The sequence below is a fragment of the Ruegeria alba genome (assembly GCF_022321465.1).
Taxonomy (GTDB): Bacteria; Pseudomonadota; Alphaproteobacteria; order Rhodobacterales; family Rhodobacteraceae; genus Ruegeria_B; species Ruegeria_B alba.
The window spans coordinates 150,439-172,241 of record NZ_JAKOEM010000004.1 but is presented as its reverse complement, the minus strand read 5'-3'; the positions used below and the strand labels follow the sequence as shown (position 1 = coordinate 172,241).

At 64.6% G+C, this 21,803-nt stretch carries 22 protein-coding genes; 9 read left to right on the top strand and 13 right to left on the bottom strand.

From position 1 onward, the window contains the following. Positions 1-42: 42 nt before the first annotated feature. Together MB818_RS07620 and MB818_RS07615 are read left to right on the top strand one after the other, a co-directional pair. Entirely contained in the window at positions 43-549 is a 507-nt protein-coding gene (locus MB818_RS07620) for a DUF721 domain-containing protein (protein WP_234182583.1), read from the top strand. Between the two features lie 14 nt (positions 550-563). Beyond that, the gene (locus MB818_RS07615) at positions 564-1,232 is read left to right on the top strand and encodes a DsbA family protein (RefSeq protein ID WP_234138364.1); all 669 of its coding nucleotides are present in this window, start codon (positions 564-566) and stop codon (positions 1,230-1,232) included. Positions 1,233-1,234: 2 nt separating this feature from the next. Here MB818_RS07615 and lpxK read toward each other — a convergent pair whose 3' ends face one another. From lpxK to MB818_RS07590, 5 genes are all read right to left on the bottom strand, one after another. Further along, positions 1,235-2,236 carry a tetraacyldisaccharide 4'-kinase gene (lpxK, locus tag MB818_RS07610; protein WP_238904659.1) on the bottom strand — a complete coding sequence of 334 codons (1,002 nt, stop codon included), beginning with the start codon at positions 2,234-2,236 and terminating at the stop codon, positions 1,235-1,237. Continuing rightward, the gene (locus tag MB818_RS07605; protein ID WP_234176833.1) at positions 2,223-3,452 is read right to left on the bottom strand and encodes a 3-deoxy-D-manno-octulosonic acid transferase; all 1,230 of its coding nucleotides are present in this window, start codon (positions 3,450-3,452) and stop codon (positions 2,223-2,225) included. The genes lpxK and MB818_RS07605 overlap by 14 nt, the downstream gene beginning before the upstream one ends. A 167-nt stretch (positions 3,453-3,619) precedes the next feature. After that, the gene (locus MB818_RS07600; protein WP_234216427.1) at positions 3,620-4,423 is read right to left on the bottom strand and encodes an inositol monophosphatase family protein; all 804 of its coding nucleotides are present in this window, start codon (positions 4,421-4,423) and stop codon (positions 3,620-3,622) included. Continuing rightward, a complete protein-coding gene (locus MB818_RS07595) occupies positions 4,410-5,756 on the bottom strand; it encodes a TldD/PmbA family protein (protein ID WP_234163171.1) in 1,347 nt (448 codons plus the stop codon). The genes MB818_RS07600 and MB818_RS07595 overlap by 14 nt, the downstream gene beginning before the upstream one ends. Before the next feature lie 129 nt (positions 5,757-5,885). Continuing rightward, positions 5,886-7,412, bottom strand: coding sequence for a DUF2125 domain-containing protein (locus MB818_RS07590; protein WP_234216425.1), 1,527 nt, complete (start codon positions 7,410-7,412; stop codon positions 5,886-5,888). A 131-nt stretch (positions 7,413-7,543) separates the two neighbouring features. On the opposite strand from MB818_RS07590, the gene MB818_RS07585 reads away from it, so the two are divergent. Then, entirely contained in the window at positions 7,544-8,296 is a 753-nt protein-coding gene (locus tag MB818_RS07585; protein ID WP_234176829.1) for an SDR family oxidoreductase, read from the top strand. Beyond that, entirely contained in the window at positions 8,293-8,901 is a 609-nt protein-coding gene (locus MB818_RS07580) for an enoyl-CoA hydratase/isomerase family protein (protein ID WP_234176828.1), read from the top strand. The genes MB818_RS07585 and MB818_RS07580 overlap by 4 nt, the downstream gene beginning before the upstream one ends. A gap of 95 nt (positions 8,902-8,996) precedes the next feature. Here MB818_RS07580 and MB818_RS07575 read toward each other — a convergent pair whose 3' ends face one another. Beyond that, complete coding sequence (locus tag MB818_RS07575; protein WP_238904657.1) at positions 8,997-9,323, bottom strand: HNH endonuclease; 327 nt, start codon at positions 9,321-9,323, stop codon at positions 8,997-8,999. A 47-nt stretch (positions 9,324-9,370) separates the two neighbouring features. On the opposite strand from MB818_RS07575, the gene MB818_RS07570 reads away from it, so the two are divergent. Further along, positions 9,371-10,705, top strand: coding sequence for a mechanosensitive ion channel family protein (locus MB818_RS07570; RefSeq protein ID WP_238904655.1), 1,335 nt, complete (start codon positions 9,371-9,373; stop codon positions 10,703-10,705). Then, entirely contained in the window at positions 10,702-11,901 is a 1,200-nt protein-coding gene (locus MB818_RS07565) for a TIGR03862 family flavoprotein (protein ID WP_234176826.1), read from the top strand. Before MB818_RS07570 ends, MB818_RS07565 begins: the two co-directional genes overlap by 4 nt. Here MB818_RS07565 and MB818_RS07560 read toward each other — a convergent pair. The 5 genes from MB818_RS07560 to MB818_RS07540 all read right to left on the bottom strand — a co-directional run bounded on the left by MB818_RS07560 (position 11,871) and on the right by MB818_RS07540 (position 17,190). Continuing rightward, the gene (locus MB818_RS07560; protein ID WP_234144425.1) at positions 11,871-12,464 is read right to left on the bottom strand and encodes a glutathione S-transferase family protein; all 594 of its coding nucleotides are present in this window, start codon (positions 12,462-12,464) and stop codon (positions 11,871-11,873) included. The genes MB818_RS07565 and MB818_RS07560 overlap by 31 nt on opposite strands. Before the next feature lie 81 nt (positions 12,465-12,545). Next, positions 12,546-13,574: a DNA polymerase III subunit delta gene (gene holA, locus MB818_RS07555; RefSeq protein WP_234144424.1), complete on the bottom strand. Its 1,029-nt coding sequence runs from the start codon at positions 13,572-13,574 to the stop codon at positions 12,546-12,548. After that, a complete protein-coding gene (gene lptE / locus MB818_RS07550) occupies positions 13,571-14,062 on the bottom strand; it encodes an LPS assembly lipoprotein LptE (protein WP_234176824.1) in 492 nt (163 codons plus the stop codon). Before lptE ends, holA begins: the two co-directional genes overlap by 4 nt. Beyond that, positions 14,049-16,607, bottom strand: coding sequence for a leucine--tRNA ligase (gene leuS / locus MB818_RS07545; protein ID WP_238904653.1), 2,559 nt, complete (start codon positions 16,605-16,607; stop codon positions 14,049-14,051). Before leuS ends, lptE begins: the two co-directional genes overlap by 14 nt. 76 nt (positions 16,608-16,683) lie before the next feature. Next, on the bottom strand, positions 16,684-17,190 hold the full coding sequence (locus tag MB818_RS07540) for a DUF3576 domain-containing protein (RefSeq protein ID WP_234138395.1): 507 nt from the start codon (positions 17,188-17,190) through the stop codon (positions 16,684-16,686). 297 nt (positions 17,191-17,487) lie between these two features. On the opposite strand from MB818_RS07540, the gene MB818_RS07535 reads away from it, so the two are divergent. Then, positions 17,488-18,480: a porin gene (locus MB818_RS07535; protein WP_234138397.1), complete on the top strand. Its 993-nt coding sequence runs from the start codon at positions 17,488-17,490 to the stop codon at positions 18,478-18,480. A gap of 106 nt (positions 18,481-18,586) precedes the next feature. Beyond that, positions 18,587-19,246: a YggS family pyridoxal phosphate-dependent enzyme gene (locus MB818_RS07530; RefSeq protein WP_234138400.1), complete on the top strand. Its 660-nt coding sequence runs from the start codon at positions 18,587-18,589 to the stop codon at positions 19,244-19,246. Here MB818_RS07530 and MB818_RS07525 read toward each other — a convergent pair. Beyond that, complete coding sequence (locus tag MB818_RS07525; protein WP_234138402.1) at positions 19,230-19,730, bottom strand: L,D-transpeptidase family protein; 501 nt, start codon at positions 19,728-19,730, stop codon at positions 19,230-19,232. The genes MB818_RS07530 and MB818_RS07525 overlap by 17 nt on opposite strands. Further along, positions 19,727-20,818 (bottom strand): GTP cyclohydrolase II, encoded by a 1,092-nt coding sequence (gene ribA / locus MB818_RS07520; RefSeq protein ID WP_234167555.1) that lies wholly within the window; start codon positions 20,816-20,818, stop codon positions 19,727-19,729. Before ribA ends, MB818_RS07525 begins: the two co-directional genes overlap by 4 nt. Before the next feature lie 166 nt (positions 20,819-20,984). Between ribA and MB818_RS07515 the strand changes: the two genes are divergently transcribed. Next, on the top strand, positions 20,985-21,671 hold the full coding sequence (locus tag MB818_RS07515) for a response regulator transcription factor (RefSeq protein WP_234138406.1): 687 nt from the start codon (positions 20,985-20,987) through the stop codon (positions 21,669-21,671). Positions 21,672-21,803: the final 132 nt, after the last annotated feature.

The window sequence follows — 21,803 nt, the reverse complement described above, 5'->3', positions numbered from 1 at the left end:
GTGCGTGGGCTTTAGAATAGCGGCAACAGAGTCGGATTCCAGATGGCAAGCAGACGTTCCTCGACCCGTGGCTTCAAGCGCACCGCCAGCGTGCTGGGCGATCAGATTCGCCGCGCTGGCGAAACGCGCGGCTTTGCCGTGGGCCGGGTGCTGACCCACTGGGCCGAGATCGTCGGACAGGATCTGGCCGCCATCGCCCGCCCGGTCAACATCGGCTATGGCAAGGGTGGCTTTGGCGCGACGCTGACGGTGCTGACCACCGGGGCCCAGGCGCCGATGCTGGAAATGCAGAAGGAACAGCTGCGCGAACGGGTGAACGCCGCCTATGGCTATAACGCCATCAGCCGGGTCCGCATCACCCAGACCGCGCCCGTCGGCTTTGCCGAAGGTCAGGCCACATTCGATCACCGCCCCAAGACCGCCACCAGCGTCCCGCGCCCCGAAATCGTGGCCGAAGCGGCGCGGGTGGCCGATGGCGCCAAAGATGAAGATTTGCGCGCGGCCCTTGAAAGGTTGGCGCAGAACGTTTTATCGAGACAGAAATCTTGAGAAAGGGCAGAAAGATGAACCGTTTGGGAACCCTGGTGTTTGCCGGTGTGGCTGTCGTGGCGGGGGCCTACTGGCTGACCCTGCCGTCACAGGGCAACCTGCCCGCCAACCCGTTTATCGGCGGCGCCGAGGCGCAGCAGGCCGAAATCGACACCTCGACCATTGTCGAGATGGTGCAAGGGGCCGAGGACGCGCCGGTCGAAATCATCGAATATGCCTCGTATACCTGCCCGCATTGCGCGGCGTTTCACCAGGGCCCCTACAAGCAGCTCAAGGCCGATTTCATCGACACCGGCAAGGTGCGCTTTGTCTATCGCGAGGTGTATTTCGACCGTTACGGTCTTTGGGCCTCGATGGTGGCACGCTGTGCGGGTCCCGAGAAGTTCTTTGGCATTTCCGACCTGATCTACAAGGGGCAAGCCGAATGGTCGCGCGCCGGTGGCCCGGCCGAGATCGCCGAGGAGCTGCGCAAGATCGGTCGCCTGGCCGGGATCGAGAATGACAAGCTGGAGGCGTGTCTGGGCGATGCCACCATGGCACAGACGCTGGTGGCCTGGTATCAGGAGCACGCGACCCGGGACGAGATCAACTCGACCCCCAGCTTCATGATCAATGGCAAGAAGGTCGAGAACCAGGCTTATGAAGGGTTCAAGGCCCTGATCGAGGCCGAACTGGGTAGCTGACCTCAGGGCGGGGGCGGCGCGGCGGCCAGCAGGATACCGCGCAATCTGTCCTCGTCCGTGACCTCCAGCCGCACCGGCAGGGTGATGACCTTGGACCGGAATACGGGTGGCAGCCGCACGGCATCCTTCTCGGTCGTCACCATCTGGGCGCCCAAAAGCCGCGCTTCGTTTTCCAGCCGGGTCATCAGGGCCGGTGTCAGCGGCTGGTGATCGTCCAGCGCCTCGGCCCGGCGCAGATCGGCACCTTCGGCCCGAAGCGTGCGAAAGAACTTGGCCGGGTTGCCGATCCCGGCAAAGGCCAGCACCGGGGTCGCGGTCCAGTCCATCCCGGTGCGCAGCGGCTTCAGCTCGGCAGTGATCAATGGCACGGTCAGCGCGGCGCCCCAGGTGTCGCGAAACTGGTCCTGTGCCTGCGCATCTCCCAGGGCCAGAACAAGGTCGGCACGGGCAAGACCTGTTGCCACCGGTTCCCGCAATGGGCCGGCGGGAATGCAGCGCCCGTTGCCAAACCCCTGGGCCGCATCCACAACGACGATCGAAAGATCCTTGGCCACTGCGGGATTCTGGAACCCGTCATCCAGGATGATCACGCTGGCCCCCGCCGCTGCCGCCGCGCGGGCGCCTGCGGCGCGGTCCTTGGCCACCCAGACCTCGGCAAAGGCAGCCAGCAGCAAGGGCTCGTCACCCACCTGCTCGGCGCGGTGGCGGCGTGGATCGACCTGCACCGGGCCTTCGAGCGTGCCGCCATAGCCACGCGTGACCACATGCGGTTCGTGCCCGGCATCGCGCAGCCGCTCGGCCACCCAGATCGCGCTGGGGGTCTTGCCGGTGCCGCCCGCGTTCAGGTTGCCGATGCAGATCACCGGTACTGGCACCTTGATCGGATCACCGCCCGCCAGTCGCCGTGCGGTGGCGCGGGCATAGAGCGCGCCCAGCGGCGCCAGCAGCCGCGACTGCCAGCCCGGATGTGCCGGATCGTTCTGCCAGAATTCAGGTGCTCGCATGAACCGCCTTTCGCCGGTCCAGCCGGTCCTGCACCATGTCGATCAATTCGTCGGTCAGATGGGCGGTTTCCGTGGCAACCTGCCAGCCCGCAAGGGCCATGCGGGCCGCCGCGTCCGGGGCCAGCAGGTCGACGACCTCGCGCCCCAGCGCCTCGGCATCGCGCACCGAGCGCGCGGCGCCGGCAGAGGCCAGCCGTATATATGTCTCCATGTGAGCACGCACATTCGGACCGTAAAGCAGCGCCGAACCCAGCGCCACCGCGGTCAGCGGATCGCGCCCACCAGTGCCGAATTCCAGAGAGCTGCCCATGAAGGTCAGCGGTGAAATCCGGTACCAAAGGCCCAGATCCTCGGCATGGGCGCTGATCACAACCTGAGTTGAATCCTCGATCCGGTCGCCCGCATCCCAGTCGGCGCAACGCAAATCCATCGCCTCGAGCCGTGTGCGCAGCGGTCCAGCCTCGCTCGGGTCGACTACATGCACGATTAGCAAGAGCCGGTGCAACAGCCGTAGCGCGTGGCGATGCGCGGTCAAAACCGAGATGAACTCTTTGGGCTGGGTCCAGGCCGACAGCCAGACCGGCCTGCCACCCAGGGTTGCGTTGGTCTCGACCAGTTCCTCTTCGGGCCAAGGCGTGGGGTTTGCGCTGATTTGCAGCGGGCTCGATGCGCGGACCTTGGTTGGCGAGATGCCGGCCCGTCGCACATAGCGCGCGGTTGCCTCGCCATCGGTCAGGATCATGTCGAAACAATCCAACATGGTGCGTGTCAGATCTGGCAGCCAGCGGTGGCGGCGGGCCTGTAGCTCGCGTTCAGAGACGTCGATCAGCAGCATCGGAATGCCGGCGCTGTCTGTCTCGTCGATCAGGTTGGGTTTCAGTGCGCCACCCGACCACAGGCACAGATCCGGACGCCAGTGATCCAGAAACCGGCGCGCCGGGGCGGGGTGATCCTCGGGCAGGACCGAGATATGACCACGGGGCGCGGTCCAGTCATCGATCCGCATATCCGCCGGGATTGTGAACAGCAGGCTTAGCTCGGGGCGCAGGGCGACCAGCCGCTGCGACAGATCGCAAAGCGCGGGGAACCGGCTGCGGTTGTTCACATGTATCCAGACCAGTTCGCCCTCGGGGCGATCCGGCATGTCCCGGCCCGGGGGGGTCACACCCCGCCAATTGAGCACGCGATAGGCCGCAAGGCTGAGAGACCGTGCCATGGCTTAGTCCTGCCCTCGTGGCGCAATGCCTTCAGGGGCGCCGGATCGCCGGTCGGTCTGGGCAGTGGATGCCATGCGGCGCTCCTGACGGAGAGGGGTTGAAATCGGCGGCACCCTACGGGTTTGGCGGCCCGGGTCAAGTCATCGGGCGCCAAGGACCGCCGCGGTCAATGCGCCGTAATGCCCGTACCGGCGGGATCGAGGGCGCCGAACAGGCCGCGATGCACGATATCCCCACCGGCGATGACCCCGTCCAGCCGGGGTTTGGGATTGTTGAAGCGCAAGGCCGCACCGCTCCGGTCGGTGCAAAGCCCGCCCGCCTCGCGCAGGATCAACTCGCCAGCCGCGATATCCCATTCCCAGCTGGGTCGCAGGGTCAGCATCCCGTCGAATCTCCCCTGCGCCACCAGCGCCAGACGATAGGCAAGCGAAGGACGATAGTCGCGGTGGAACTCAGGCGCCTGTCCCCCGGTCCAGTGTTCGGGGCGCAGATTTGGTCGCGCGGCCAGAATATGCGCCTGCGCCAGGTCGGTGGGCGCCGAGACCCGGATCGGTTCGCCGTTCAGAAAGGCACCACCGCCCGCCGCGGCGGTGAACAGCAGGTCACGCTGTGGCAGATAGACGGCGGCGGCGGTAACAACGCCCCGATCCGCCACCGCCAGCGCATGCGCCCAGGTGCGCGACCCTTCGGCAAAGCTGCGGGTGCCGTCGATCGGGTCGATGATGAAAACACGGTCGTGATCCAGCCGAGCGGCGGTATCCTCGGTCTCTTCGCTGAGCCAGCCATAGCCGGGGCGGGCAGCGGGCAGCATCTGGGCCAGCATCGCGTTCACCGCCAGATCGGCCTCGGTCACCGGGCCGGCGCCATCGGGCTTGTCCCAGCTCTGGGCATCGCGGCCTGAGTAGCGGGTGGCGATGCGCCCGGCCTCGTGTGCGGCGCGGATCAACAGGTCGAGGTCAGTTTCCGGCAAGCGTCATCCCCTCGATCAGGATCGACGGTACCACCCGCGACAGCCAGGGGCGGGCATCGTTTGCCGGGATCATCCGCAGCAACATGTCGCGCAGATTGCCCGCGATGGTGCATTCGTTGACCGGATAGGCGATCTGGCCGTTTTCGATCCAGAAGCCCGAGGCCCCTCGCGAATAGTCGCCCGTGTTGGGGTTGATCGTCGACCCGATCAGCGAGGTCACCAGCAGCCCTGTCCCCATATCGCGCATCAGATCGTCACGCGACGCCGTGCCGGGGGTCAGCGTCAGGTTCCAGTTGCTGGGCGAGGGCGGGCCCGATACGCCGCGCGTGGCATTGCCGGTCGAGGCCAACCCCAGCTTGCGGGCGCTGGCCAGATCCAGCGTCCAGCCTGTCAGCACTCCGTCTTGCACGATGGCGCGCGCCCGTGTGGGCAATCCTTCGGCATCGAAAGGGCGCGAACCCGAGATACGCGGGCGATGCGGATCCTCGACCAGGGACAAGGTGGCAGGCAGGATCTGTTCGCCCAGATGGTCCTTGAGCCAGGATGAGCCGCGCGCGACCGAGGCGCCATTGGCCGCTGCCAGCAGATGCCCGATCAGCGAAGAGGAGATGCGTTCATCGAACAGTACCGGATAGCTGCCGGTTGCCGGTTTGCGCGCGCCTTGCAGGGCAACCGCCCGTTCGCCGGCGCTGCGGCCGATGTCTTCGGGGCTGCGCAGGTCGGATTGATATGTGCGGCTGTCGCCATCGGCGTCCCGCTCCATCCCTGTTCCGCTGCCCGATATGGCAACACAGGAAAGCGAGCGCACGCTGCGCCCGTATCCGCCGGAAAACCCGTTGCTGGCGGCCAGATGCACATGATGCTGTCCATAAGACGCGGCGGCGTCCGACACCTGGGTAACACCGGTTACCGCCGCGGCGGCGGCCTCGGTGGCCAGCGCGTCCTGCATCAGCGCCTCGGGCTCCGGTTCGGCGGCGGGGTCGCGCAGATCAAGCGCGGCAAGGTCCCAGTTCCGCGCCAGCTGATCGGGGTCGGCCAGCCCGGCGTAAGGGTCCTCGGGCGCTTCACGCGCCATCGCCACCGCGCGTTCGGCCATCGCGGCCATCGCCTCGGGGCGGCTGTCCGAACTGGACACGATCGCCTGCCGTTTGCCGACAAACACCCGCAGGCCCAGATCGGTCCCTTCGGAACGTTCGGCATGTTCCAGGGCACCGCCGCGCACCTCGACCGAGACCGAGGTACCCTCGACCACCAACGCATCGGCGGCTTCGGCGCCAGCCTGACGGGCGGCGTGCAAGAGAGCGTGGCTGAGGTCTTCGGCCTTGTGCGGCATGGGCTGTCCTTTGGCTGTTGTCAGGGAGGTAGCCCCCGCCGCCGCCCGCTGCAAGCCCCGCAGGGCGCGGTTCGGGTGACCAAGGTGTTAGCAGGGCGCGCAGCCGATGCGCGCACCCCGCTGGAGCCGTTACTTGATACGCTGACCGTTTGCGAGGATATGGCCCTGTTCGTTGATCTCGATCTTCGAGTTCAGCGTGTCGGGCGCATCGCCGGGTACGGCCAGCATGCCCATCATCATCCGTGCGCCCATGGCGTCATCCTCGGACACGAAACCCATGGCGATCAGCTTGTCGAGCAGCGCATTTGCCCCGGACAGGGTCAGGTTGGCCACGCCCGAAGGCGCCGGAATGCCGTCAAAGGATTCGTAGTCGGAATTGTCAAAGGTGAAGGCGCCAGTACCAGTCAGCTTGGCCCCCACCAGCGAGACCAGCAGCTGGTTGATGGTCAACTCGTTCAGCTCGCCCGGCGCACCGCCGGTCGCCTCGAGCGTTTCGGCCACGGTCGGATCGAGGAAATCGACCAGAACCGTCGCCAGGCCCGACAGGTCAAGCGCCACGGTCGCCGGATCGCGCGGCAGGGCACCGGCGGGGTCGAACATGCCCCAGATCATGTCCGACATGGTGAAATCGGTCAGGTTCATGCCAAAGCTGAAGGGTTGCGGATCGTCGCCCGCCTGGGTGGGGATATCCAGCTTGAACCCCGATTCCGCCATCGCCAGATCGATCGGAAAGGGCAGGTCCTGTGTCGTCATGGAAATCTGCGACTGGCGGCCCTTGAGGTCGTAGACCACATGGCTGGCATCCATGGCGATCCGGAAATCACCACCCTGTGACGAGGATGTCATGGCAAAATCGTCGCCATCACCCTTGGCCGCCATATTGCCGCTGCCAGCGCCATAGCTCATCAGCGCGTCAAAGGCGAAACCCGATTTCAGCATGTCCGAGAAGTTGGTCGCGTCAAAACTGGTCGGCAGGCTGCCGGTGCCGGAATAGTGTACATCCGAAAGCGTGCCCGAGAAGTTCCCCGCATCGTCCGAGTCGGGATCGTCGAAAGACAGCGCATATGTCAGGCCGGAGGCGGTGAAGCTTTGCACCAGATCGCGCATCTCGCCCAGTTTCATTTCCGAGGTGCCGGAGATGGCCGTCATCTCCAGCAGGAAACTCAGCGCATCGGCGGGCATCGTCTCGCCATCGGCCTCCAGCGAGGCGAGCCGCAGGCTGACCTGATCGGCGCTATAATCATAGGTCATGTCATCCGGGTCGCCGGTCGCGACCATGGACATGTTGCGGTTGGTATAGGTGAGAGTACCGGTTACCGGTGCCTCGTCCTCGACAGAGAAAACGAAGGTCAGCGGGAATTCTTCGGGCAGGCCGATCCGCACCGATCCGTCGCCCTGATCGGTCATGGTGATCTGTGGCATCGAGAACGACATCGCGCTGTCCTGCTCGGGAATGCCCATGGACATGCTGAAATCGGTGATCGTCAGCGTGTTGCCCGATCGGCTTTCCGTGCCTGCGACGTCATAGCCCATGCCGCCCAGATAGGCGCTCCAGTCGGCCCAGACCTGCTCGGCGGTCAGATCGGCCCAGGCGCCCTGGGTTGCAATGGCATAGGCGAGTACGGCGCCGGACGTGCGGCGGAGGAAAACGGGCATCACAAGAACCTCTCTGGATCAATTTCGTCCCTATCGTGTTTCGGTGGGCAACGGGCGTCAAGGGGGGTGGTACTGGACCCTTCCCGCGTCACGGCGTAGGACTTGGCAGAGCAGACACGGGAGGAAGGTGGATGACCGGAATGCAGGGAAAAACCGTTATGATCACTGGCGCAAGCCGGGGGATCGGGGCCGAGGCCGGGCGCGTCTTTGCCGCGGCCGGGGCCAATGTCGTCTTGTTGGCACGCAGCGCCGAGGCGCTGGCCGAGCAGGCATCCGAGATCGGCGAGACCGCGCTGGCACTGGCTTGCGACGTGGCCGACGCGGCGCAGGTGGCGGGTGCGGTGAACGCGGCGGTGTCGCGGTTCGGCGGGCTCGACGTGCTGATCAATAACGCAGGTGTGATCGAGCCGATCTCGCATCTGGCCAGCTCGGACCCGGCTGGATGGGGCCACGCCATCGATATCAACCTCAAGGGTGTCTATTACGGCATGCGCGCGGCACTGCCGGTGATGCGCAAGTCGGGCGGCGGAACCATCCTGACAGTCAGTTCAGGCGCCGCCCATAACCCGGTCGAGGCCTGGAGCCACTATTGCGCCTCCAAGGCCGGGGCAGCGATGCTGACCGCCTGCCTGCATCTGGAAGAGGGCCATCACGGCATCCGCGCCATGGGCCTGTCGCCGGGTACGGTTGCCACCCAGATGCAGCGCGAGATCAAGGGGTCGGGCATCAACCCGGTCAGCCAGCTCGATTGGTCGGCGCATATCCCGGCCGACTGGCCGGCGCGGGCGCTGTTGTGGATGTGCGGGCCCGAGTCAGACGCGTTTCTGGGCACCGAGATCTCGCTCAGGGACGAAGAAATTCGCAAGCGTGTGGGGCTGGCATGATCGAACTCGAAAAGGAGGGGGGTCTGTGGACCGTCACCCTGAACCGCCCCGACAAGGCCAATTCGCTGACGGTGGCCATGCTGGAACGGCTGGTCGAGATCGCCGAGACGGCGGGCGAGGCGCGGGCGTTGATCCTGACCGGGCGTGGCAAGGTGTTCAGCGCCGGCGCCGATCTCGAGGCCGCGCGGGCGGGGCTGGCGACCTCGGACCTGTGGGAGCGGCTGTCAGGCGCGATCGCGGCGCTGCCTTGCCTGACGGTCGCGGCCCTGAACGGCACACTGGCGGGTGGCGCCAACGGCATGGCACTGGCCTGCGACCTGCGTATCGCGGTGCCCGAGGCCAAGGTGTTCTATCCGGTGATGAAGCTTGGCTTTCTGCCGCAACCTTCCGATCCGGCCCGCATGGCGGCGCTGATCGGCCCGGCGCGGACCCGGCTGATCCTGATGGCGGGGCAAAAAATCTCCGCGCAGGAGGCCTATGACTTCGGCCTGATCGACCGGATCGTACCCGCCGAACAGCTGATGGAGACCGCCCGCGCGCTGGTGGCCGATTCCCTGGCCGCCGATCCGGCGGTTGCGGCAGGTATTTCCCGGCTCTGTTCCTGACCAGCCCTTCAGGACAGCGCCGGTTTCGTGCAACGAAACCGGGCCGGAAACCTTGCAGGTTTCCGGTCGCCGTCGCGCGTCAAGGCTCTGAGTCGCTAGCGTTTGCGCCGCCCGCCCGGCACTTTCGAGCGAAACCCGGGGGGTCGTTTGCGCACCCAGGCGAGGAACTTCGCCAACCGGGGATGGGCGCGCAGAGCCTCTACCGTGTGAAAGCTGCGCGCCAGTTCCGCCTCGGTCAGGGTGGCATGGATCTCCTTGTGGCAGATGACATGCAACAGGACCGTCGGTCCTCCCTTGCCACCCTTCAGCCGGGGGATCAGGTGGTGCTGGCTGCCGTCGCCTTCGGGTATCGGCCGTTCGCATAACGGGCAGACCCTTTCGGGTGGGGGGAGATCCGGGCACTTGTTTTCCTTGTCTGTCATGGGCAAGAGGATGCACCACCGTGCAAACGGCGCAAGTGGAGAGACCCATGGAATTCGGAACACAGGCCCAGACCGAGCTGCTGAACAGCCTGATCGAACAGGGCGAGCGTCTCTGGACAATTGCGCTGGGCTGGCTGTCGAGCCCGGCCGCCTGGTCGCAATTCGCCCTGTTGATGGTGGCCTATCTGGTGGCGCTCTATGCCGCGCGCCGGTTGCGTGAGCCACTGTCGCGCCTGCTGACCCCAGCCTCGGGACAGATGGATCCGCTGTCGCGGACCCGCCGTTTCGTGTTGATCTTCGTGCCGCTGCTGCTGCCGCTCCTGGCCTATGTCTTTACCGGCATCGGCGAGAGTGTCACCCGCTCGCTGTTCGGCTCGGGCGCGGTGATTGCCTTTGGCAAGCGGGTGTTCCTGTTCCTGGCCGCCCGCATTCTGGTGCGCGAAATCCTCGACGATCCGCTGATGAAGCTGCTGGGCCGTTACGTGTTGATCCCGGTGGCGGCGCTCTATGCGCTGGGCCTTCTGGAACCGGCCATGGCCAAGCTGGACCAGACCGTGGTGCCGCTGGGCAACCTGTCCTTTTCGCTGCTCTTCGCGTTGCGTTTCCTTGTCGTGGGCGGCGCCATTTTCTGGCTCGGGCGCTGGTCCAACGACCAGTCGGCGCAATTCATCAAGCAACAGCGTGAAATGCGCCCGGCGATGCGCGAACTGACCGTCAAGGCGGTCGAGATCGGTATCTTCGGCATCGCCTTCCTGCTGGTGATGAACATCATGGGGATCAGCCTGACCTCGCTGGCGGTTCTGGGCGGGGTCATCGGCGTCGGCCTCGGCTTTGGCCTGCAAAAGATCGCCTCGAACTTCATCTCGGGCGTCATCCTGCTGCTCGAAGGGCAGGCAACCGTCGGCGATTACGTTGAACTCGACGGGGGAGAGGCCGGCACCATCGTCAAGATGACCGCGCGCGCAACCATCCTCGAGACATTCGACGGGCGCTGGATCGTGGTCCCGAACGAGGATTTCATCACCACGCGGGTGGTGAACTTCTCGGATCAGGGAAGCGCCAACCGATACGAGGCACCGTTTTCGGTGAGCTATGACACCGATATCAACCGGGTGCCCGCGATCATCGAGGCGGCGGTGGCGGCACATCCCGGCGTGCTGGCAAACCCCTTCCCGCCCGATTGCGAGCTGCGCGGTTTCGGCGAGAGCGGGGTCGATTTCGCGGTCGAATTCTGGGTCGAGGGGATCGATGACGGCAAGAACAAGTTCATGTCAGATGTGCTTTTCCTGATCTGGAACGCGCTCAAGGAGAACGGCATCGAAATCCCCTATCCGCATCGGGTGGTGGAACTTTCCGGCAGTATCGAGACGCGGCAGGCATGAAACCGGCGGTCGTGATAGGGGCAGGACCGGCGGGTCTGATGGCCGCGGGCGAGTTGGCCCGCGCCGGCCTGCCGGTGCTGGTGGCCGAGGCCAAGCCCTCGGTTGCGCGCAAGTTCCTGATGGCGGGCAAGTCGGGTCTGAACCTGACCAAGGACGAGCCTCTTGAGCGGCTGCTTGCCGCCTATGGCGATGCGGCCGAGTGGCTGCGCCCGATGCTGGCGGCCTTTGATGCCCATGCGGTTCAGGATTGGGCGCGCGACCTGGGGCAGGACCTGTTTACCGGTTCGACGGGGCGGGTGTTTCCGACCGCGATGAAGGCCTCTCCGCTGTTGCGGTCCTGGTTGGCGGAACTGGCGGGGCTAGGGGTCGAGATTCGCACTCGCTGGCGTTGGACCGGTTGGCAGGCCGAAGCGCTCTGTTTCGACACGCCCGAGGGGGCGCAACGGATCGAACCTTTGGTCACCGTGCTTGCGCTGGGCGGGGCCAGCTGGGCCCGGCTCGGCTCGGACGGGGCCTGGGCCGCGTTGCTCGAGGCGCGCGGGGTGGAGTTGACACCCTTTGCGCCTGCCAATGCCGGGTTGCTGGTCGATTGGTCCGCGCATATGGCGCCGCTGGCCGGTCACCCGGTCAAGGGCGTGGCCTGGCAGGCGGGGGCGCTGAGCAGCCGGGGCGAGGCGGTGATTTCTGCCCGTGGGCTTGAGGGCGGCGGCATTTATGCGGTCTCGGCGGCGGTCCGGCAGGGCGTTCCCCTGTTTGTCGATCTGTTGCCCGACCTGCCGCTGGAAGAGGTGGCCGCTCGATTGGCGCGTCCGCGGGGTAAGGCCAGCCTGTCGTCGCATCTGCGCAAGATTTTGAAATTGAACCCTGAAAGCCGGTCACTGCTGATGGAATTCGGCCGCCCGTTGCCGCAGGCGCCCGAGGCATTGGCGGCGCTGCTCAAGCGATTGCCGGTGCACCATGCTGGCCTGCGCCCGATGGACGAGGCGATTTCGACCGCAGGCGGGGTGCCGCGCGCGACGCTGGATGAGGGACTGATGCTAAAGCAGATGCCCGGCACGTTCTGCGCGGGCGAGATGCTGGATTGGGAGGCGCCGACTGGCGGCTACCTCCTGACCGGATGCCTGGCGACCGGCCGCTGGGCCGGCCGCGCGGCGGCGGCTTGGGTTCAGGCCGGGGTCAATGCACCCATGCGCTGAAACGCGGGACGCGCGCGTACCGCCTTGCCATAGGCCTTGATCCGGTCCGAAGTGATCGGGAAACCGGCACCAAAGGCCCAGTTGAGGCAATGTACCAACAGGATATCGACGATCGTCATCTTGTCCCCCATTGCGAACGGGTCGCCCAGACGGGATTCCAGACGCGCCAGATTGCGCTCGAACTCCCATTTGGCACAGTCGATGACGGCGGGCACGCGCTTGTCCTCGGGCAGGATGAACCCGTGGCGGGCGGCGACCCACAGCACCCCGTCGATCTCGTCAAGGATCGTGTGGAACAAGGCGTCCTGCTTGGCGCGTTCGGGCGTGCCAGCGGGATAGGTCAGGTCGCCATGCTTGTCGGTAAGATAGGTCATGATGGCAGAGCTGTCGGTGATCACGTGCTCTCCATCGACCAGCACCGGGATCTTGCCGCTGCCGTTCAGGGCCTTGACCTGTGGGTCATGCGGGCCGACATCGACGAATTCGTAGGGTTGCCCCAACTCTTCGAGCAGCCACAAAACACGCGAAGCACGGCTTTTGACCCGCCCATAGACCTTGTACATGATCCTCTCCCATTCTGATGATCCCGTTGCAGGATGGTGTCGGCGCGCGCGGGGTCAAGCCCTGCGTGCGAGGCCGTAACGTCACCGTGACCGGGACAGCCACGCCAGCCGGATCATCGCCCGCTCGACCAGCGCCATCTGGGGCGCCGATTGCCCGGCCGAGCGCAAGGCGAGGTCGGTATCAGTCAGCACCGTCAGGGCCGCTTCCAGTCGCCTTGCGCCCCAACGCTTGGCCTGGCTCAGGATGCGGTCGCGGCGTGGGCCAAAGACCGGCGGGCGCAATGTGCCGATGCCCTGCGCCGGGCCACCGGGGGCCGAGGCACAGGCATAGAGCGTGCGGAAATGTCGGGTTGCCCCGATACACAGGCTGACCGGCGTCGTGCCCTGGGCTTGCAGACGACGGATCAATGGTCCGATCTCGCCCTCCTTGCCCTCGGCCACCACGTTCAGAACATCGTCCAGCGCCGCCTCGGTCGAGCGGGGGGCACAGGCCGCAATGTCCTCGAGCCCCAAAGGTGCCGCGTCTCCCAGCTTGTAAAGCGCCAGCTTTTCCATCGTCTGCGCGAAATCGCCCGGCCCCAGATCGCGCGCCAGATCGGACAGGACCGTCATCGGCTCGGGCGGGACGTCACGGATGCCGGCGGCGGTCAGCATCCGCTCGATTTCGGCCCGCGAGGGCGGATCGTCATAGATGCCGGCGGCATAGGCGTTGGGATGGGTTTCGAAGGCCTTGCGGATCTTGGAACTCGGCTTCAACTGACCGGCGGTCACCACGATCTGCGCATCGCCCGGCTGCCAGTCCTCAAGCGCCGCCAGAACTGCGGGGGCCGAGGTTTCGGGGCAATCCTCGACAAAGACAACGCGCGGGCCGGGAAAGAACCCAACCGCCTTGACCGCGTCCAAAAGCTGGGCCGCGTCCTTGCGCAATTCAGCCCCCGGCATTCGGGTCAGGCGCATCTCTTCCTCACCCCCCGGACCAATCAGTGCCGCGATGATCTGCTGGCGTTTCAGCGCGATGCGCATGGCATCGGCCCCGTGGATCAGGATGCCCGTCTTGCCCGCGTCGGGTCGGGCGAAATAGCCATCCGCCTCGCGCGGGGACAGCTTCATGCCGGTTGGTCCAGCGTTGCGTAAAGCTGGGTGACCAGTTGATCCGAGAGAATCACCATCAGGCGCTGGCGCGCGTCCCGTTCCCCCGCCAGCGTGTCGACGGTCGATCCGGTGGCGGAATAGCCGGTGAAATTGCGGACCTCGCCCGAGGCCATCACTGCGCCGCTTTCCTTGTTGGTCAAGGTATAGGCGGCGGTGCCGACGATGGAATAGCGGGTGGTGTCGTTCGAGGCGGTGATTGCCTGCCCCTGCGAGGCGGTGCGCACCTTGACGTCCAGCAGATAGTCGGTGCCGGCGGCAGCGGTCCGGCCCAGGCTCTGTTCCAGATTCTGCACCAGCCAATAGCTTTCGACATCATCGGGGGCCGAAACCTCGACCCGGCCGCGCAGCGCATCGCCCGCTCCGCCAGGGCCATAAACCGGCTGAAAGCCGCAGGCGGCCAGCGCCAGCGGCACCATCAGCAGGGTTCTGCGATTAAACGACCACATTGACGATCCGGCCCGGCACGACGATCACCTTTTTCGGTGCGGCGCCATCCAGCGCCTTTTGCACAGCATCGGTGGAGAGTGCCAGTTTTTCAACCTCGGTCTTGTCCATATCGGCGGGCACGCTGATTTCCGCGCGGCGCTTGCCGTTGATCTGCACCGGCAGGGTAACCAGCGCATCGACCAGCATTGCCTCGTCCGCGACTGGCCAAGGGGCTGCCGCGATCAGGCCTTTGCCGCCCTGATGGGCCCAGATGTCCTCGGCCAGGTGCGGGGTCATCGGCGACATCAGCTGTGCCAGCGTCATGATCGCCTGTTTCTGTGCCGCCGCCCCGGCCTTGGATTTCGCCAGGGTGTTGGTAAAGGCATAGAGCTTGGCGATCGAGGCGTTGAAGCCAAAGCTTTCGATCCCGTTGGTCACGTCGCGGATGCATTTGTGCATCTCGCGCAACAGGTCGTCGTCACCTTCGCCGGGGGTGGCGGGGTCCATCGCGGCGATCCTGTCGCACAGGTTCCAGACCCGGTTCAGGTGCTTGTGCGCGGCCTCGGCGCCGGCATCGGTCCATTCCACGTCGCGTTCCGGCGGGCTGTCGGACAGTACGAACCAGCGCGCGGTGTCGGCGCCGAAGCGGTCGATGATGGCCACCGGGTCCACCACGTTGTTCTTGGATTTCGACATCTTGGCCGAGGGGATGATCTCGACCTCGGTACCATCCTCCAGATAGCCCTTGCCGCCTTCGAGACGCACAGCCTCGGGGTAGTGATAGACAGGGCGGCCATCGGCGCCGGTGGTCTTGTAGATCGCATGGGTCACCATGCCCTGGGTAAAGAGCGCGTTGAACGGCTCTTTCGATTTCTCGGGCAGGTGGCCGCAGATATGCATCGCGCGGGCGAAGAAGCGCGAATAGAGCAGGTGCAGGATCGCGTGTTCGATGCCGCCGATATACTGGTCGACATTCATCCAGTATTCGGCCTCGGCCATATCGGTGGGCGTTTCGGCGCGCGGGGCGGTGAAGCGCGCGAAATACCAAGACGAATCGACAAACGTGTCCATCGTGTCGGTTTCACGCCGGGCGGGCTGACCGCAGGACGGGCAGGCGCAGTTGCGCCAGGTCGGGTGCCGGTCCAGCGGGTTGCCGGGCACGTCAAAGGTGACATCGTCGGGCAGCCGGATGGGCAGGTTTTCCTTTTTCTCGGGCACCACGCCGCAGCTATCGCAGTGGACCACGGGAATCGGGCAGCCCCAATAGCGCTGTCGCGACAGGCCCCAGTCGCGCAGGCGGAACTTGGTCACGCCAGTGCCCAGGCCCTTTGCCTCCATCCAGTCGATGGTGGCGTCGATCGCCTCTTGTCCGGTGGCCACATCCAGCCCGGCGAAATGGTCGATCCATTTCACCTTTTCGGTCTTCAGGGGCACAAAGGCCTCGGTCTCGACCGGCTTTGGATCGTCGAGCGCCACAAAGGTGTCGATCACCGGCAGGTCGTATTTGCGGCAGAAATCAAGGTCGCGCTGGTCATGCGCAGGGCAGGCAAAGATCGCGCCGGTGCCGTAATCCATCAGGATGAAGTTGGCGACCCAGACCGGCAGCTCCCAGTCGGGGTTCAGCGGATGGCGCACGCGCAACCCGGTATCGGCCCCCAGCTTCTCGGCCTTTTCGATGGCTTCCTCGGTGGTGCCGCCCTTGCGCATCTCGGCCACCTTGGCGGCGAGATCCGGGTTCTCGGCCTCCAATGCCTTGGTCAGCGGGTGATCGGGCGAGATGCCGAGGAAGCTGGCGCCCATCAGCGTGTCGGGGCGGGTGGTATACACATCGAGCGAGTCGAGGCCATGGGCGGGTGCGGTCAGCGCCCACGAGAATTGCAGCCCGCGCGACTTGCCGATCCAGTTGGCCTGCATCAGCTTCACCTTGGCGGGCCAGTCATCCAGCGTGTCGAGCGCATCCAGCAACTCGCCCGACATGTCCGAGATCTTGAAGAACCATTGCGTCAGTTCGCGTCGCTCGACCAGCGCGCCAGACCGCCAGCCGCGCCCGTCCTCGACCTGTTCATTGGCCAGAACGGTCATGTCGACGGGGTCCCAGTTCACCACCGCGTTCTTGCGATAAACCAGCCCCTTTTCGAGGAAATCAAGGAACAGTGCCTGTTGCTGACCGTAATATTCCGGGTCACAGGTGGCGAACATCCGCGACCAGTCGAGGCCAAAGCCCAACGGCTTCATCTGCGCGACCATCGTGTCGATGTTGGTGTAGGTCCAGTCCTTGGGGTGGCCGCCGCTGGCCATGGCGGCGTTTTCGGCTGGCATGCCAAAGGCGTCGAACCCCATCGGGTGCAGCACATTGAACCCGTTCGACAGTTTGTAACGCGCGATCACGTCACCCATCGTGTAGTTGCGCACATGGCCGATATGGATGCGCCCCGAGGGATAGGGGAACATCTCGAGCACATAGTATTTCGGCTTGTCCGCCGTGCGCGCGGCCCTGAAGATACCTGCCTTGTCCCAGGCCTCTTGCCATTTGGCTTCGATTTCGGTGGCGGAATAGCGCGACATGGCGGTTCTGGTCCTTGATGAATGCAAACGCCGGGCGTGAACCCGGCGTGGTGATAAAGCGAATTGGCGCGAGGTTCTAGAGTTTGTCGTCGCCGATGCGCAGCTGGCGCGCGCGCGATAGAATCGCATCCTCGACCGCGCGGGCGGTGGCGGCATTGACCGGAGCGCCGCCGCTGGTTTGCAGCGACACTTTCAGCGCGCGGGCTTCAAGCGCCGGATCCTTGATGTGCACGGTGGCCCGGTACGAGCGACCGCCACCCGGCGGAGTGCCGTAGCCGGTGACGATCACCCCGGTAAAGGGATCGACCGACTGGATCGGCAGGAAGCTGAGCACATCCAGCGATGCCGCCCAGAGATAGCGGTTTACCTGAACGGTTTGTTCGGCCTTGGACGGACCGAACACATCCCAGATCGAGGATTTCTCGTAGTTGGTGGGCGCGCTCTCGCGGTTGTTGGTGATATAGGAATCGTCCGCCGGAGGCGCATCGGCGATACGCACACCGCCGCCCCGATTGCCGCAAGCGGCCAAGCCCAGGCACAGGGCAAGGACGAGGGTGGGTTTGAACGCGTTCTGCAAGGTCATTGGACGGTCCTGCTTCTTTCTGTTGGCAAATGTCCTACCCAAGCCGCGTGGGGTCGGCAAGCCTCTATAGGGGGAACGCACGCGTGCGAGGCGGTTTTGTCTGCTTTGTGACGGGTGCGAGGGGGAAATTCCCTCGGCAGGTCACCGGACTGTGGCAAAGCTGCACCATCCGTGACGACTTTGCGCCGGGCTTGCCGCCAAGACTTGCAAACAGGGGGGCGAAAGAGCGAAACCCCTGTCCATACCCACGCCGGATTCACTGGTTTGGGCGTATGAATGAAAACCGAGGGAAACACGATGAAAAAAGTTCTCTTCGCAACGACTGCGCTGATCGCTACCGCAAGCGTCGCAGCAGCAGACGTTCGTCTCAGCGGTTACGGCCGCTTCGGTCTGGACTACAACGACGCCAACGACCGCGCCGTGAACGGTATCTCGAAGACCACCATCACCAGCCGTCTGCGTCTGCAGTTCGACATGTCGGCAGAAACCGACGCCGGTGTTGCGTTCGACGCTCGCTTCCGTGCACAGGCCGAAAGCCGTGACAACACCCCGGGTGGCGCAGCATTCAACGGCGCTCGCTTTGGTGTGTCGTACCAGGGCTTCCGCGTGAACGTCGGCAACATCATCGGCGCAGTTGAAAACATGCCCGGCACCTACCTCGAGACCCGTACCGCAGGTATCGGTATCGACGGCGCCAGCTTCTACTCGCACGTTGGTAACGTGAACAACGAGTTCTTCAACTGGGATGCATACTCGTCGGCTGGCGTTGGCGTGAACGGCATCGAAGCTCTGTACTCGGCTGGTGGCTTCACCGGTCACCTGTCGTACTCGACCCGTAACGGCGCCGTTGCTTCGGACCGTATCGGCGTGATGGTTGCCTACAACTTCGGTGACTGGACTGTCGCAGCTGCTCACCAGGCGTCGGACGCCCTGTGGGAAGACAAGACCCTGGTGTCGGTCGCATGGGACGGTGGCCAGTTCGGCGCACGCGTTGCATATGCTGACAACGACGGCATCTCGAAGTTCGGCATCTATGGCAACATGGATATCGGCTCGGCTTCGAATCTGCTGGTCTTCTACACCGACGAAGACGCAGTTGATGCAGCTGACGTTCTCGCCGGCCGTGGCGACAACCGCGATGCAATCGCCGGTTCGAACATGAACGAAGGTGGTTCCTACGGTATCCACTACTCGTACGACCTGGGCGGCGGCGCTTCCTTCGAAGCAGGCTACCGTCGTGCGTCGAACGACAACGACACCTTCCAGGCCGGTGTGTACTTCAGCTTCTAAGCTGTACACCGCTTGACGGTATCGAATGGGGGCAGGTCTTCGGACCTGCCCTTTTCTTTTGCACCGACATGGTGTTTTTCTGCGGCAAGCCAGATCGGGGGACGACATGTCGCTGCAAGAGATTACGAACCGCATCGCTAGGGCCGAACGGGCTGCGAACCGCCCGGATGGGTCGGTCAAGCTGATCGCGGTGTCCAAGGTACAACCCAACGAACGCGTCGAGGCGGTGCTGGAGCAGGGGCATCGCATCTTTGGTGAGAATCGCGTGCAGGAGGCGGCAGGAAAATGGCCTGCCTTCATGGAGCGGTACGAGGGTGTGGAACTGCATTTGATCGGCCCGCTCCAGACCAACAAGGCGCGTCAGGCGATGGAGTTGGTGCACGCCATCCACTCGGTCGATCGCCCCAAGCTGGCCACGACACTTGCCCGGCTGGCGCAGGAAATGGGCAAGTGTCCCGACCTGTTCATTCAGGTCAACACCGGCGAAGAGGATCAGAAGGCGGGTGTTCTGCCAATGGAAGCGGACAGGTTCATCGCCGAATGCCGCGCGCTTGACCTGCCGGTGCGCGGGCTGATGTGCATCCCCCCGGTCGAAGAGGAGCCCGCGCTGCATTTCGCGTTGCTGGCCAAGATCGCCGCGCGCAACGGGCTAGAGGGCCTGAGCATGGGCATGAGCGGCGATTTCGAAAGCGCCATCGCGCTGGGAGCCACCCATGTCAGGGTCGGCTCTGCCATTTTCGGCGACCGGGTCAAAGCGGCGGGATGATCAACCGCGTTCCGGGCCGCACCCGACGCGCGAGCCAGTGCAGATCGGGGCGGCTGAAGGCCACGCAGCCCTCGGTCGGATAGCCGGGCCTTCGCCATTGATGGACAAAAATGGCCGAGCCGCGCCCCGGTTCCGCCTCGGGCCAGTTCCAGTCGGTCACCAATACCAGATCGTAAAGAGGATCGCCGCGGCGCAGGCGTTCGTGGCTATGCCCGTATGGCGCGTGCACGAGATGATTATAGGCCGCGTCGCCCATATCGTCCGACCACAGATCGCCCGGACCGATGGGCCGTGCCCATGGGGCAGGCGGTGCGATCCGGTCAGCGCGATACAGCATGCCGACGATGCGATGGATGCCGACGGGGGTCGCCCCGTCACCCTCGCGCTTGTCGGCCCGGATGCCGCCCTTGCCGATGGAGCAGGGAAGATAGCGGCCCCAGAACCGCACCCCGCGCGGAGTCAGGACCAAATCCTGCGGGCTCACAACATATGGCCCGATTTGGCCGCCTTGGTCGCCAGATAGCCCCGGTTATGCGCGGTCTCGCCTACCTTGAGCGGCACCCGTTCCGTCACCGCGATGCCGGTGCGTTCCATCATGGCGATCTTGGCGGGGTTGTTGGTGAGCAGCCGCACCGATTTGAAGCCCAGCGATTTCAGGATGTCCGAGCCCAGCCGGAAATCGCGCTCGTCATCCTCGAACCCCAGCCTGTGGTTGGCCTCGACCGTGTCAAACCCTTGATCTTGCAGGAAATAGGCGCGCATCTTGTTGGCCAGCCCAATGCCGCGACCCTCTTGGTTGAGATACAGCAGAACCCCGGCACCCTCGGCGCCCATCTGCGCCAGCGCGCCGCGCAACTGCGGGCCGCAATCGCATTTCAGGCTGCCCATCAGGTCGCCGGTGAAACAGGCCGAATGCAGCCGGGCAAGAACCGGCTTGTCCCGATCAGGGCGGCCGATCTCGACCGCGTAATGCTCTTCGCCGCCATCCTCGGGACGGAACACATGCAGGCGCCCGGCCTCGGAAACTTCCATCGGCAAGCGCGCGGCCGAGACCACGTGCAGCGGGCTGCGCTCGGACAGATGCGGCGCGGCCGAAGCGTGGTCAATCGTGGTCAGCGCGTGCGCGGCGGCGAAATCGCGTCCTTCGGGCAGCGACACCAGCACCGCCGCTGGCAGCAGACGGGCGGATTTGGTCAGGTTGATCGCCAGGCGGTGCAAGCCGGCCTTGCCTTGTCGCAATGTCGTCAGCGGCCCCTTCATCGGCGTATTCAAATCGTCCGATGGATCGGCCACCGCCTGGACCCAGCGCAGATCGGCCCCGGCAGGCAGGCTTACCCGCGCCAGATCGCCATCATAGGCCCGCGCCTTGAGCGTTTCCGCCCTGCGCCCGGTGATAGCGATGACCGGATCGCCCAACTGCCGCATATCCGCCAGCCGCTCCGCTGTCAGCGTCTCGGCCGCAAGCGCCAGAGTGCAATCCCCGTCCTCGTCCCGCAACACGACCGGCACCCCCATGCGCAGGTCGGCACGGGCGCGGGCCAAAAGCTCGGTGATATCCGGGATCAGACTCATCGGGTGTTATCCTATAACGTTCACGGCTTTTACCTAGTCGCTGTCGGCGGAAATGTGAAATAAATCTCGCAAGTAAAACACGACCGCGTGAGAGATATGCAGCAAAACTTGCCGAATTCGTGCCGCGCCCTCACCTGTTGGGAAACGAAATCTGGAGGATGCGGGTATGGCGCAGCTGAAAAAAATCCTGCTGGTAGATGATGACGACGACCTGCGCGAGGCGCTGAGCGAACAGCTGGTCATGACCGAGGATTTCGATGTCTTCGAGGCCGAGACCGGTCATGCGGCATCGGAGCGGACCAAAGAGGCGATCTATGATCTGGTGATTCTGGATGTGGGCCTGCCCGATACCGATGGGCGTGAGTTGTGCCGCCTGATGCGCAAGCAGGGCGTCAAAAGCCCGATCATCATGCTGACAGGACATGACAGCGACGCCGACACCATTCTGGGTCTCGATGCCGGCGCCAACGATTATGTGACCAAACCGTTCAAGTTCCCGGTTCTTCTGGCCCGCATCCGCTCGCAACTGCGCCAGCACGAACAATCCGAGGACGCTGTGTTCCAGTTGGGGCCCTATACGTTCAAGCCGGCGATGAAGATGCTGATCACCGAGGATGATCGCAAGATCCGCCTGACCGAAAAGGAAACCAACATTCTCAAATATCTCTATCGCTCGACCGACGGCGTGGTGCCGCGCGACGTGCTGCTGCACGAGGTCTGGGGTTACAATGCCGGGGTCACCACCCACACGCTGGAAACCCATATCTATCGCCTGCGCCAGAAGATCGAGCCAGACCCGTCAAACGCGCGCCTGCTGGTCACCGAATCCGGCGGATACAGGCTCGTGGCGTAATTTGTGATATTGATTCAGGTCAAAGTGGAATCTTTGTGGTACCTTTAGCCTGACCCCAACCCGCGCATGTCCGGGTCATGACATGCACCTCCCTGTTGGACTGGCCGGGCCTAGTGCCCGGCCCTTTTTTTG

Bases quoted from the DNA above. Each gene is read 5' to 3' on its own strand.
- MB818_RS07620 (WP_234182583.1), top strand. From the start codon at position 43: ATGGCAAGCAGACGTTCCTCGACCCGTGGCTTCAAGCGCACCGCCAGC.
- MB818_RS07615 (WP_234138364.1), top strand. From the start codon at position 564: ATGAACCGTTTGGGAACCCTGGTGTTTGCCGGTGTGGCTGTCGTGGCG.
- lpxK (WP_238904659.1), bottom strand. From the start codon at position 2,236: ATGCGAGCACCTGAATTCTGGCAGAACGATCCGGCACATCCGGGCTGG.
- MB818_RS07605 (WP_234176833.1), bottom strand. From the start codon at position 3,452: ATGGCACGGTCTCTCAGCCTTGCGGCCTATCGCGTGCTCAATTGGCGG.
- MB818_RS07595 (WP_234163171.1), bottom strand. From the start codon at position 5,756: ATGCCGCACAAGGCCGAAGACCTCAGCCACGCTCTCTTGCACGCCGCC.
- MB818_RS07590 (WP_234216425.1), bottom strand. From the start codon at position 7,412: ATGCCCGTTTTCCTCCGCCGCACGTCCGGCGCCGTACTCGCCTATGCC.
- MB818_RS07585 (WP_234176829.1), top strand. From the start codon at position 7,544: ATGACCGGAATGCAGGGAAAAACCGTTATGATCACTGGCGCAAGCCGG.
- MB818_RS07580 (WP_234176828.1), top strand. From the start codon at position 8,293: ATGATCGAACTCGAAAAGGAGGGGGGTCTGTGGACCGTCACCCTGAAC.
- MB818_RS07575 (WP_238904657.1), bottom strand. From the start codon at position 9,323: ATGACAGACAAGGAAAACAAGTGCCCGGATCTCCCCCCACCCGAAAGG.
- MB818_RS07570 (WP_238904655.1), top strand. From the start codon at position 9,371: ATGGAATTCGGAACACAGGCCCAGACCGAGCTGCTGAACAGCCTGATC.
- MB818_RS07565 (WP_234176826.1), top strand. From the start codon at position 10,702: ATGAAACCGGCGGTCGTGATAGGGGCAGGACCGGCGGGTCTGATGGCC.
- MB818_RS07560 (WP_234144425.1), bottom strand. From the start codon at position 12,464: ATGTACAAGGTCTATGGGCGGGTCAAAAGCCGTGCTTCGCGTGTTTTG.
- holA (WP_234144424.1), bottom strand. From the start codon at position 13,574: ATGAAGCTGTCCCCGCGCGAGGCGGATGGCTATTTCGCCCGACCCGAC.
- lptE (WP_234176824.1), bottom strand. From the start codon at position 14,062: ATGTGGTCGTTTAATCGCAGAACCCTGCTGATGGTGCCGCTGGCGCTG.
- leuS (WP_238904653.1), bottom strand. From the start codon at position 16,607: ATGTCGCGCTATTCCGCCACCGAAATCGAAGCCAAATGGCAAGAGGCC.
- MB818_RS07540 (WP_234138395.1), bottom strand. From the start codon at position 17,190: ATGACCTTGCAGAACGCGTTCAAACCCACCCTCGTCCTTGCCCTGTGC.
- MB818_RS07535 (WP_234138397.1), top strand. From the start codon at position 17,488: ATGAAAAAAGTTCTCTTCGCAACGACTGCGCTGATCGCTACCGCAAGC.
- MB818_RS07530 (WP_234138400.1), top strand. From the start codon at position 18,587: ATGTCGCTGCAAGAGATTACGAACCGCATCGCTAGGGCCGAACGGGCT.
- ribA (WP_234167555.1), bottom strand. From the start codon at position 20,818: ATGAGTCTGATCCCGGATATCACCGAGCTTTTGGCCCGCGCCCGTGCC.
- MB818_RS07515 (WP_234138406.1), top strand. From the start codon at position 20,985: ATGGCGCAGCTGAAAAAAATCCTGCTGGTAGATGATGACGACGACCTG.